Origin of the sequence: Pantoea sp. SM3640, from assembly GCF_015654165.1 — a bacterium.
Classification (GTDB): domain Bacteria; phylum Pseudomonadota; class Gammaproteobacteria; order Enterobacterales; family Enterobacteriaceae; genus Pantoea; species Pantoea vagans.
This window is the reverse complement of record NZ_CP064872.1, coordinates 402,385-414,081: the sequence shown is the minus strand read 5'-3', so window position 1 is coordinate 414,081 and position 11,697 is coordinate 402,385. Positions and strand designations below refer to the sequence as shown.

Here is an 11,697-nt window from a genome sequence, read left to right as displayed (position 1 = left end):
GCAGTATACTGTCTTTCGCCTGGAATCCCTAATGTCCTCACTGATCTACCTTCAGGGCTATCCTGCCCCTCTGCTTGAGCAGGTTCAGACGCTGATTACCCATCAGCGCTTAGGTGCGTTTCTGCAGGAACGTTATCCCGACACCCACGACGTGATGAGTGATAAAGCGCTGTATGACTACACCCAGGCGCTGAAAAACCGCTATATGCGCAACGCACCACCGATCAGCAAAGTGATGTGGGATAACAAAATTAAGGTGATGAAGCATGCGCTCGGGCTGCACACGGCCATCTCACGGATTCAGGGCGGCAAACTCAAGGCGAAAGCGGAGATCCGCATCTCGACCTTTTTCCGCCTCGCGCCGGAACCGTTTCTGCGGATGATCGTGGTGCATGAGCTGGCGCACCTGAAAGAGAAAGATCACGATAAGGCGTTCTATCAGCTCTGCTGCCATATGGAGCCGGATTACCACCAGCTCGAATTTGATGCGCGACTCTGGATGACTGACCAGGCGATGCGCGGCAACGCAGCTTAAAGAAACTCCTGCGCTTTCTGAATCAGGCTGGTTTTGGTCAGCGCCCCCAGAAAGCGTCGCTCCCGGGGATTGTTCAGCACCGGCAGTCGCTCCAGCGTGACCGCCGCAAACGCCTCCCAGCCCTCGCGCATACTCTGATTCTCAAACACCACCGGGAAATCCTGATCCATCACGCACTGCACCGGTGAATCGAGGGTGATCTCCTGCGCCAGCACCCGGCGCGAAATCTCATGAATCGACACCACGCCGAGGAAAGCGCCGGCGGCATTAATGACATAGACGTAGCGTTCACGCTTCAGCGAGCTGACCGCCAGCGCCTGCCCCACTGACTCTTCCGGCTGCAGCGCCGCACCGGGAATGATTAACTCGGCAATGCGCATGTTATCGAAATCATATTTCGCCTCTGAACGGCTGAAATGATGACTCACTACTGGATAGGTACTGGCCGATTGCAGGCGATAGACCACCATTGAAGCCAGCACGGTGGCGATCATCAGCGGGAACAGCAGGCTGCTGTTAAGCGTCATCTCCAGCACCATCAGCATCGCCATCAACGGCGCCTGACTGACTGCCGCCAGCACCGCCGCCATGCCAATCGCGGCATAAAGCAGCACATTACCCAGCGGCAGATGCAGCGCTGCCCCCACCGTGGCAATGATGACGCCAAGCAGTGCGCCAATCAGCAGCGAAGGTGTGAAGAGTCCGCCGACCGCGTTCGATCCCACCGACAGGCTGGTGGCGAGGGTTTTCAGCACCAGCAGCAGCAGCAGCCCCGGCAGCAGATAGTTGCCCGCCATCACTTTGACGATGACTTCGTAGCCGTTGCCGAGGATATCGGTGGAGATCAGCGCCAGTAAGCCTACCGCAAAGCCGCCTACGCCCAGACGCACGGGCAGCGAGGCGACCCGGCTGAACAGCACTTTGCTGCGCGCGATGCACTTAATCAGCATCCAGCCTGCCAGTCCGGCGCTCAGCCCAATCACTACCGTCATCAGCAGGCTGCTGAGATCCATGGCGAAGCTCGTCTCCGCCAGCGGATAGAGCGCGCTGCGGAAGCCCAGCGTCCACATGGTCATCACCGCCGTCGCCGAGGCGATAATCAGGGGGATCAGTCGCTGCAACGCGGAAATGCCGAAGGCGATCTCCGCGACGAAAATCGCGGAGGCCAGCGGCGCATGGTAGACCGACGCGAGGCCTGCCGCGGCCGCCATCGCCACCACGTCACTGTTTTTCAGGTTAAGCGAGGACGGTAACAGGCGGCCAATCGCGCTGCCGCACAGTGCCGAGAGCTGCACCATCGGCCCCTCTTTACCGATCGACGCACCGCTGCCGATACTGGCAATCGACGACAAGGCGCGGAACAGCGAGGTTTTGGTCGGCACCGCGTCGAGCCGGGCGTTGATCACTTCAAGGTAATCCGTTTTCACCGTCTGCTGCTGCTCGATGGCTACCGCATAACGCAGGAAATAGCCCGCCAGCACCCCGCCTGCGCCCACCAGCAGCGGCCAGAAGATCCACGGCCAGAGATGCAGTGATTCGGTAATGTCGCCGCTGCGGGCAAACAGCAGATGGTTGATCAGCTCAATGACGCCGCGAAAAGCCAGCGTCACCAGCGACGCCGCACACCCGACCGGAATGGCAATCAGCAATGTGGTCCAGTTTAATGCGTGCTTACTTGCTTTCACCTGTGCTCCCTGGTTGATGCCTGTTTATTATCGCTTCCGCATAGTATTGGAATGCGGATCGCAGGATCAATCCCTGCCTGCCCGGCGCGCTTGCACCGCGTCGGTGAGATGTTACTCTGCCGCTTTACCGCTGCCGGAGAGATGACGTGATTCGTTTTGCCATTGTGGGAACAAACTGGATTACACGCCAGTTTATTGATGCCGCTCATGAAACCGGAGCGATGAAGCTCTGCGCGGTCTATTCACGCAGTCAGCAACAGGCTGAGGGCTTTATTGCCGATTATCCCTGCAAACAGACCTTCACTTCACTGGACGCCCTGGCCGCCAGCCCGGAGATTGATGCGGTCTATCTTGCCAGTCCCAATGCCCTGCACTGCGAGCAGGCGCTGCTGTTTATGTCGCACGGCAAGCATGTCATTTGCGAAAAACCGCTGGCCTCGAATCTGACCGAAGCAGAGAAGATGATCGCCTGCGCCCGTGAGCATCAGGTGGTACTGTTTGAGGCGTTTAAAACCGCCAGCCTGCCGAATTTCCTGCGGCTGCAGCAGGCGCTGCCTGACGTGGGTAAACTGCGAAAAGCGCTGCTGAATTACTGCCAGTACTCCTCACGTTACCCGCGCTATCTCAACGGCGAGAACCCCAATACCTTTGATCCGCGCTGGTCAAATGGCTCGGTGATGGATATCGGGTATTACTGCCTGGCCTCGGCGGTGGCGCTGTGGGGCGAGCCGGATCGTATGCAGGCCACCGCGACCTTGCTGGCGAGCGGCGTGGATGCGCATGGCGTCGTCGTGCTGAGCTACGGCGACTTCGACGTGACGATCCTGCATTCAAAAGTGAGTGACTCCAGCCTGCCCAGCGAGATTCAGGGTGAGGCGGGCGCGCTGGTGATTGAAAAGCTATCGGAGTGCCAGCAGCTGACCTTTATCCCTCGCGGTGCGGAAAAGCAGGCGCTGAGCCAGCCGCAGCATATCAACACCATGCTGTATGAAGCAGCCGCGTTTGCCCGGCTGGTTGAGCATCGTCAGGTGGACCATCCGGGACTTGAGGTTTCGCGGATTACCGCCGCACTGCTGACTGAAATCCGCCGTCAGACCGGCGTGATCTTCCCGGCCGATCGGGCGGCTGTGTAAATATTTCTAAATATGTCTGCGAGGTGTTGCTTCCTGTGCGGCGAGACCGTAACTTACCCTCCTGCAAAGGGGAGTAACTTGTAAGCTGATTGATCGTCATTACGTTGCGCAAGCATCCGGTCATCAGGCAACCCGGAATCCATTTCTGTGTTGTAAGTGAGACCTTGCCGGAAGGCGAGGTTTGCTTACACAAAAATAAGCGGCTGACGTCTTCTGACTTCAGCCGTTTTTTTATTTTTAAGACAGGATACGAATATGCAAACTGTGGGTACGCCTCTACTGTGGGGCAGCTTTGCGGTTGTGGTGCTGATCATGCTGGCTATCGACCTGCTGTTGCAGGGACGCCGCGGCGCGCAGACCATGTCTTTCAAACAGGCGGCTGTCTGGTCGCTGATCTGGGTTTCTGTCTCACTGCTGTTCAGCGCCGCCTTCTGGTGGTATCTGGAGGGTAGCGCAGGACGTGAAGTGGCTAATACGCAGACGCTCGCCTTTCTGACCGGTTACGTGCTGGAAAAAGCGCTGGCGGTCGATAATGTCTTCGTCTGGCTGATGCTGTTCAGCTACTTCTCTATTCCGGCTAATCTGCAGCGCCGCGTGCTGATCTACGGCGTATTGGGCGCTATCGTACTGCGTACCATCATGATCTTCGCGGGTAGCTGGCTGGTCACGCAGTTCAGCTGGATCCTCTATGTCTTCGGTGCCTTCCTGCTGTTTACCGGCGTGAAAATGGCGCTGGCGAAAGAGGATGACGGTGCGGTCGGCGACAAGCCTGTGGTGCGCTGGCTGCGTAAGCATTTACGCATGACCGACGATCTCGACGGCGAGAAGTTCTTCACCCGCAAAAACGGCGTGCTGTTTGCGACGCCGCTGCTGCTGGTGCTGATTATGGTGGAACTCAGTGACGTGATCTTTGCCGTCGACAGTATCCCGGCGATCTTCGCCGTGACCACCGACCCGTTCATCGTGCTGACCTCAAACCTGTTCGCTATCCTGGGCCTGCGTGCCATGTACTTCCTGCTGGCGAACGTGGCGGAACGTTTCTCGATGCTGAAGTATGGCCTGGCGATTGTGCTGGTGTTCATCGGCTTCAAGATGCTGATTGTCGACCTCTACCATATCCCGGTCGGGATCTCACTGGGTGTAGTCGGTGCCATTCTGGCGTCTACCCTGCTGATCAACGCCTGGGTTAACCGCAAAAGAGACCAGAAAAAGCTCGCACCATAATTACCTGCGGGGGCAGCGGATGCCCCTGTTTTATTTTGTGGCAGCCTGTCACGCCATTTCATCTCTCTGTCACACTTCCACTATCCAGCATAATAAAAACCTGACCTGTGCCACAGCGACAGAACTTTCTCTTTTCTCAGCCTGTCATTTCCTTATACTCCGCCGGGCAAACCGTTTTAGCCGATGTAAAACATCGCGTCTGAAACTACATCCGCGACAAAATATAGAAAATATTATGCAGAAAACTCTCTCCGCACGTCTGGGCACACTGCTCGCCGGAAGCCTGGTGAAGCAAATCATGATTGGGCTGATCGCCGGTGTGGCGCTCGCCTGGATTTCACACGATGCCGCGCTGGCGGTCGGTCTGCTGGGTGAACTGTTTGTCAGTGCGCTGAAAGCGGTCGCGCCATTGCTGGTTCTGGTACTGGTCATCGCTTCGATTGCCAACCACCAGCAGGGCCAGAAAACCAATATCCGGCCAATCATCATGCTCTATCTGCTGAGCACCTTTTTCGCGGCGGTCGTCGCGGTGGTCTTCAGCCATCTGATCCCGCAAACGCTGACGCTGGCGGTGGGCAGCACGGAAATCGTTCCCCCTTCCGGCATTACCGAAGTGTTGCGTGGACTGTTGATGAGCATGGTGTCGAATCCGATCACGGCTCTGATGCAGGCGAACTACATCGGCATTCTGGTATGGGCGATTGGCCTGGGGCTGGCGTTCCGTCACAGCAGTGACAGCACCCGTGCCTTTCTCAACGATGCCTCTGAGGCGGTGACCTGGCTGGTGCGCTGCGTCATCCGCTGCGCCCCGGTTGGTATTTTCGGTCTGGTGGCGTCGATTCTGGCCTCAACCGGCTTTGGCGCGCTGTGGCAATATGCCCATCTGCTGGCGCTGCTGCTGGGCTGCATGGTGTTGATGGCGCTGGTGGTAAACCCGCTGCTGGTGTTCTGGAAAATCCGTCGTAACCCCTATCCGCTGGTCTTCACCTGCCTGCGTGAAAGCGGCGTGACCGCCTTCTTTACCCGCAGTTCTGCCGCCAACATTCCGGTGAATATGGCGCTGGCGAAACGTCTGGATCTGGATGAGGATACCTATTCGGTGTCGATTCCGCTGGGCGCGACCATCAGTATGGCGGGTGCATCGATCACCATTACCGTGCTGACGCTAGCGGCGGTGCATACGCTGGGGATCAGCATTGATGTGCCGACGGCGATTCTGCTGAGTCTGGTGGCGTCACTCTGTGCCTGTGGTGCATCGGGCGTGGCGGGCGGTTCGCTGCTGCTGATCCCGGTTGCCTGCAATATGTTCGGCATTCCGAATGATCTGGCGATGCAGGTGGTGGCCGTGGGCTTTATTATCGGCGTCCTGCAGGATTCAGCGGAAACCGCGCTGAACTCCTCAACGGATATTCTGTTTACCGCCGCGGTCTGTCAGGCAGAAGCGGAGCGCGAAACCAGCCGGGCCTGATTCTGGAAGACAAAAAGACGATTAGTCGGTATATGGCCCTGGACGGCTCACAGTAAGCCTTTGCGCCTTGCCTGAACCAAGTACCGACTGAATTCGTTAACTGATTACATTTTTGAATTCAGATTTGGGTCTTACGCCTGTTTCACCCTGATAAGCCGATAACAAGAAGGTCGCTTCAATGCCTGAATCACCAGGCAATGGGTAGCCGGGCGCGACCTGACGTTTTTGGCATACTGCCCGTCCTTTAAAGCGGGCAGGATTTCAAATGGCGGACACGTTAGGGTGTGATAAACACGATAGGGTTTAACGTGTGTCTTAAAACCAGCCCTTTCAGTAAGGTTTCAGATACCATCAAACAGAAAATCGAGGGCAGATTTTATCACCACCGCCTGACCGCTAATGTTCTCCACGTCTTCGCGTAGCGCCTTTTCCGGTACACTCGCCATTTCGTGGGTCATCATCACGTATTTTTGCCCCTCTATGACCAGAATTGGCGTTAGCCGTTCAGCACGTGGCCCTTTGTAGTTCTCATGCGGGAACAGAGGAATAGCCATCCGGGTTTTCCGCCGGCCAATGATGTTGCTCTGAACGTCCAAAACTAATGGGTATATCTCCGCCTTCCCGGTGTTCCTGTAAACGTCAAACTGCATCAGAACGTCCTGTGTTCGTCAGAGAAAAGGCCATGCTCGTCACTGAGCTGGTTCAGATAGTCGATAGCGTCCGCGTTTTCATGTTTCCAGCGTTCTGCTGCGAGAGATTTCAGCTCTGCGCGCACCGCTTTAGCAAGTGTCTGAGAGAAGTTAATCCCTGCTTCACGCGCTTCCAGGGCCAGTTTCGTGTCGATAGTGACGTTGATGTTTTTCGTTGGTTTTGTGGCTACTTCACCCATATAAACCTCCAGCGTGCGTATTGATGTGGGTAGACTACGCACATCAATAGCTCGCAAACAAGGAAAATTAAGTCCAGGCGATCGAAAAGATGTTTCTTTGTGTCTGACATTCTCTTCGCCTTAAAGCGCAGGGAATACGGGCAGAGCAGGATAAGCGGTCCGCCCCCCGGATAAAAACGCCATGAGCATTTTTTGAACAACGCAAAACGTGGGTCCTGCAACCGGCCAGATTTTATCAACGATTTGAAACGACCCGCACTCTGGCGGGTCGTTTTTGTTTAGAGCGTCACACCGCTTTTGAAAATCGCCAGCTCGCGGAAATCGTTTTTCTCATTGTTGGTCTGCTGACCGCTGGCAATCGCCACAATGCTGCCGACAAAATCTTCCAGCATCGCATCCATGCTCATTCCCTCGATCAACCGTCCGGCATTAAAGTCGATCCAGTGCGGCTTTTTCTCCGCCAGCGGCGTGTTGGTCGCCAGCTTCACCGTCGGCACAAATCCCCCATACGGCGTGCCGCGTCCGGTACTGAACAGCACCATATGGCAACCGGCTCCGGCCAGCGCACTGGTGGCAACTGCATCATTACCCGGTGCGCTCAACAGATTCAGCCCCGGCGTTTTTAACCGCTCGCCATACTTCAGCACATCGACCACCTGGCTCTGTCCTGCTTTCTGGGTACAGCCCAGCGACTTCTCTTCCAGCGTGGTGATGCCGCCCGCTTTGTTGCCCGGTGACGGGTTCTCGTAGATCGGCTGCTGGTGATCGATAAAGTACTGTTTAAAGTCGTTGATCATCGCCACCGTTTTGCTGAAGGTCTCTTCGTCGCGGCAGCGGCTCATCAGAATCCGCTCTGCGCCAAACATCTCCGGCACTTCGGTCAGCACGGTGGTGCCGCCATTGGCGATCATCTGGTCTGAGAAACGCCCCAGCAGCGGGTTGGCAGTGATACCTGAAAAACCGTCTGAGCCGCCGCACTCCAGACCAAACTTCAGCTCGCTGAGCTTGCCTGGCTCGCGCCGATCGTGGCGCATTTTTTCATACAACGCATGCAGACGCTCCAGCCCGGCTTCCACTTCGTCATCATGCTGCTGGCACACCATGAACTCGACCCGGTCACTTTCGAACGCGCCAAGCGTATCGCGGAAGGCATCGACCTGATTGTTCTCACAACCCAGACCAATCACCAGCACCGCGCCCGCGTTGGGATGGCGCACCATATTCTGCAGCATGGTGCGGGTATTTTCGTGGTCCTGCCCCAGCTGCGAGCAGCCGAAGGTGTGGCTGAACAGGAATGCACCGTCAATGCCTTCTGCCTCCTGGGTCTCTTTCAGGAAACGCTGCAGGATCTGACGTGCAATCCCGTTGACGCAGCCAACGGTCGGCAGGATCCACAGCTCATTGCGGATGCCGACTTCGCCGTTAGCGCGACGGTAGATCTGCACCTCACGGTCACCCGGCTGCGGTGGCAGCGTCACAAAATCGGGCTGATACGCATAATGATCCAGATCGCTGAGATTAGTGCGGGCGTTCTGCGAATGGATGACCTCACCGGCGGCCACAGGTTGTGTGGCATGGGCAATTGGCAGCCCATATTTGATTACCAGCTCATCCTGCGCGATAGGCTTCAGGGCAAATTTATGCCCGCGTCCCACGGCCTGTTGCAGCGCCACGCTCAGTGGCGGCAGCGCTATCGTAGCGCCCGCATCCAGGTCACGTAACGCCACGGCGACGTTGTCGCGGGGATCAATTTTGATTGCATCTTGCATAGCGTTATCTCAGTTGGCTCAGCGCCTCACGCATTCCGTGAGCGATGATATTTTGCAGGTGTCGGGTAACAACCGCAGCCAGTCCGGGCTGACGGGTTAAATCTTCGCCCCAGTGTTGCGCGTCGCTGAGCACAGCGTGCACCAGCTGTTGCGGCGACATCTGGTCCGCATCAACCGCTTTCCAGCCGTCGGCGTAGCGCTGTAGCCACTGCGGCTCATCCTGTAACGGCCAGCTTTTTCCGGCTGACTCACCGCGGTAGAAAGCAATCAGCGCCGCCAGCGCAAAGGTGATGTGTGTCGGCCATTCACCGGTTTGCTGATGTGCGGCAAGCAGTGGCGTCAGGAGACGGGTGCGGAATTTGGTCATGCCGTTGAGGGCAATCGACAGCAGCGCGTGACGAATGAACGGATTGCGGAAGCGCCGCTGAACCGCATCGGCAAAGGCGTGCAGTTCGTTTGTCGGCAGATCCAGCGTCGGGATCACTTCGTAACGCAGCAGGTTGTCCACAAATCCGGCGATGGCCGGATCGGCCATCGCCTCACCCACGCTCTCAATCCCGGCCAGAAACGCCACCGGCACCATCGCGGTATGCGCGCCATTAAGGATGGCCACTTTCTGCGCTTTATAGGGCGCAATGTCATCCACATGCCGGACCTGCGGCGACAGCGCCGCCAGCTTCAGCTCACTGAACAGCGCCGACGGCCCCTGAATAACAAACTGATAGTAGACTTCACCCGCCACCAGATAGCGATCTTCATAACCCAGCTCACGTTGCAGCTGCTCGCTTTCCGCCGGGAAGCCGGTAACGATGCGGTCAACCAGGGTGTTGTAGAAAGCACAGTGCTGATGAATCCAGGTTTTAAATTCGGATGGAAGATGCCAGTGATCGGCGTAGCGCAGAACCAGATCGCGCAACGCGTCGCCGTTATGGTCAATCAGCTCGCACGGCACCACCAGCCAGCCCCGATCGCTGGCCCCATTGAAGTGTGAATAGCGCGCCCACAGCAGTTGCGTCAGTTTGCCCGGGAAGCTACTGGCAGGCTGATCGGTCAGCTGGTCCGTGCCGACAAAAGTGATGCCCGCCTCAGTGGTGTTGGAAAAGACCATACGCAGGTCAGGATTCCGGGCCAGCGCCATAAATTCGCCGAACTGCTGCCAGGGCTGGATTTCACGGTTGAGGCTGCGGATCAGCCGGGTTTCGCTGACCTGCTCGCCCTGATCGTTCAGTCCGCGGATCAGCGTGGTGTAGAGGCCATCCTGCTGGTTCAGGCTGTCGCTGACTTCACGGTTGCGTGGCCGCACCACCACGATCCCGGCATCGGTGCCCTGATGTTCATTCAGCCAGTCAATCTGCCAGTCGATAAAGGCGCGCAGGAAATTGCCTTCGCCAAACTGGATCACCCGGTCGCGATAGACTGCACCGGGAAAGTCGTGGCGGTTTAGCCTTTTCATTATCAGGCTCCCAGCTCGATACCGAAGTAATCGCGGGCGTTGTTAAAGCAGATGTTCTGTACCATCTGACCTAACAGCGCTTCATCGGCGGGGGCTTCACCCTGCTCTACCCAGCGGCCAATCATCTGGCACAGCAACCGGCGGAAATATTCGTGGCGGGTGTAAGAGAGGAAGCTGCGGCTGTCGGTCAGCATCCCGACGAAGCGGCTCAGCAGGCCAATCTGCGCCAGCTGCGTCATCTGACGCTGCATACCGTCCAGCTGATCGTTGAACCACCAGGCTGAACCGAACTGCATTTTGCCCGCCTGACCTTCGCCCTGGAAATTGCCCGCCATGGTGGCCAGCACTTCGTTGTCGCGCGGATTCAGGCAGTAGAGGATAGTTTTCGGCAGTGCATTGTTGAGATTCTGCGCGCCCAGCAGGCGTGCCAGCGGTTCCGCCAGCGGCTGGTCGTTGATGGAGTCAAAGCCCACATCCGGCCCCAGCAGCTGATACTGGCGCGGGTTGGTATTGCGCAGTGCGCCAATGTGGTACTGCTGTACCCAGCCACGGCGGGCATATTCGCTGCCCAGCCAGACCAGTACCGCCGTTTTAAACTGGGCCGTTTCCTGCGGGTTTGGCGCGGCACCGCTACGACGACGCGCCAGGATTGCATCCAGCGTGGCGTCATCCGCCTCGGCATAACAGACCACATCCAGCGCGTGATCGGAAACTTTACAGCCGTGAGCCGCAAAGTGATCCAGCCGCTGATACAGTGCGCGGCGCAGATCGTCAAAACGCTGCATGCTGATGTCGGTCAGCTGCTCCAGCGTCGCGATCCACGGCAGGAAGGTGTCGGCTTCGATATTAAAGGCTTTGTCCGGACGCCAGCTCGGCAGCACCTTGACGCTGAAGCTGGCATCGTCTGCCAATGCGCGGTGATGGCGCAGGTCATCCAGCGGATCGTCGGTGGTGCCGACCATCTTCACCTTCATCTGCTGCATGATGCCGCGCGTGGTAAAGCTATCCTGAGCCAGCAGTTCATTGCAGCGATGCCAGATGCTGTCGGCGGTTTTCTCAGAAAGCAGCGTATCGGTAATGCCGAAAGGACGGCGTAATTCCAGGTGGGTCCAGTGATAAAGCGGGTTGCCAATGGTGTGCGGCACGGTGCGTGCCCAGGCATCAAATTTTTCACGATCGCTGGCGTTACCGGTACAGAACGCTTCAGCCACACCGTTGGCGCGCATTGCCCGCCATTTGTAGTGATCGCCCTTCAGCCAGATGTCATAAAGGTTAGCAAAACGATAGTTTTCGGCAATCTGCTGCGGCGGTAAGTGGCAATGATAGTCGAAAATCGGCTGATCCTTCGCGTAGTCGTGATAGAGACGACGGGCGAATTCGCTATCCAGTAAAAAATCCTCGGTCATGAAACGTGACATACAAGCTTCCTCATCGACTGAACCACTGATGGCCCAAAGTTATCATACCAATTTTAGTCCGTTACGGATTTATTTGCGATCCTGCTCACATAAACGGCGGTCCCTGACTGCCGTTATGGACGT

The 11,697-nt window shown here is 57.1% G+C and carries 10 protein-coding genes; 4 read left to right on the top strand and 6 right to left on the bottom strand.

The window, feature by feature from the left end; translation table 11 throughout:
• Nucleotides 1-31: 31 nt before the first annotated feature.
• Nucleotides 32-535 (top strand): M48 family metallopeptidase, encoded by a 504-nt coding sequence (locus IV493_RS02055; protein ID WP_013359120.1) that lies wholly within the window; start codon nucleotides 32-34, stop codon nucleotides 533-535.
• On the opposite strand, the gene IV493_RS02050 is transcribed toward IV493_RS02055, so the two are convergent.
• Complete coding sequence (locus IV493_RS02050; RefSeq protein WP_195857659.1) at nucleotides 532-2,220, bottom strand: chloride channel protein; 1,689 nt, start codon at nucleotides 2,218-2,220, stop codon at nucleotides 532-534. The two genes, IV493_RS02055 and IV493_RS02050, sit on opposite strands and share 4 nt — an antisense overlap.
• A gap of 146 nt (nucleotides 2,221-2,366) precedes the next feature.
• On the opposite strand from IV493_RS02050, the gene IV493_RS02045 reads away from it, so the two are divergent.
• From IV493_RS02045 to sstT, 3 genes are all read left to right on the top strand, one after another.
• Nucleotides 2,367-3,353, top strand: a complete 987-nt coding sequence (locus IV493_RS02045) for a Gfo/Idh/MocA family protein (protein WP_195857658.1) — start codon at nucleotides 2,367-2,369, stop codon at nucleotides 3,351-3,353.
• A 255-nt stretch (nucleotides 3,354-3,608) separates the two neighbouring features.
• Nucleotides 3,609-4,577, top strand: a complete 969-nt coding sequence (locus IV493_RS02040) for a TerC family protein (protein WP_013359123.1) — start codon at nucleotides 3,609-3,611, stop codon at nucleotides 4,575-4,577.
• Nucleotides 4,578-4,812: 235 nt separating this feature from the next.
• Nucleotides 4,813-6,045: a serine/threonine transporter SstT gene (gene sstT, locus IV493_RS02035; RefSeq protein ID WP_033784084.1), complete on the top strand. Its 1,233-nt coding sequence runs from the start codon at nucleotides 4,813-4,815 to the stop codon at nucleotides 6,043-6,045.
• Between the two features lie 341 nt (nucleotides 6,046-6,386).
• Here the strand turns inward: sstT and IV493_RS02030 are convergent, their stop codons facing one another.
• The 5 genes from IV493_RS02030 to uxaC all read right to left on the bottom strand — a co-directional run bounded on the left by IV493_RS02030 (nucleotide 6,387) and on the right by uxaC (nucleotide 11,574).
• Nucleotides 6,387-6,695, bottom strand: a complete 309-nt coding sequence (locus IV493_RS02030; RefSeq protein ID WP_195857657.1) for a CcdB family protein — start codon at nucleotides 6,693-6,695, stop codon at nucleotides 6,387-6,389.
• The gene (locus IV493_RS02025) at nucleotides 6,695-6,934 is read right to left on the bottom strand and encodes a type II toxin-antitoxin system CcdA family antitoxin (RefSeq protein WP_013359125.1); all 240 of its coding nucleotides are present in this window, start codon (nucleotides 6,932-6,934) and stop codon (nucleotides 6,695-6,697) included. Before IV493_RS02025 ends, IV493_RS02030 begins: the two co-directional genes overlap by 1 nt.
• 278 nt (nucleotides 6,935-7,212) lie before the next feature.
• The gene (locus IV493_RS02020; RefSeq protein WP_195857656.1) at nucleotides 7,213-8,703 is read right to left on the bottom strand and encodes a UxaA family hydrolase; all 1,491 of its coding nucleotides are present in this window, start codon (nucleotides 8,701-8,703) and stop codon (nucleotides 7,213-7,215) included.
• A gap of 4 nt (nucleotides 8,704-8,707) precedes the next feature.
• Nucleotides 8,708-10,156 carry a tagaturonate reductase gene (locus IV493_RS02015; protein WP_195857655.1) on the bottom strand — a complete coding sequence of 483 codons (1,449 nt, stop codon included), beginning with the start codon at nucleotides 10,154-10,156 and terminating at the stop codon, nucleotides 8,708-8,710.
• Between the two features lie 2 nt (nucleotides 10,157-10,158).
• Nucleotides 10,159-11,574: a glucuronate isomerase gene (gene uxaC / locus IV493_RS02010; protein WP_195857654.1), complete on the bottom strand. Its 1,416-nt coding sequence runs from the start codon at nucleotides 11,572-11,574 to the stop codon at nucleotides 10,159-10,161.
• Nucleotides 11,575-11,697: the final 123 nt, after the last annotated feature.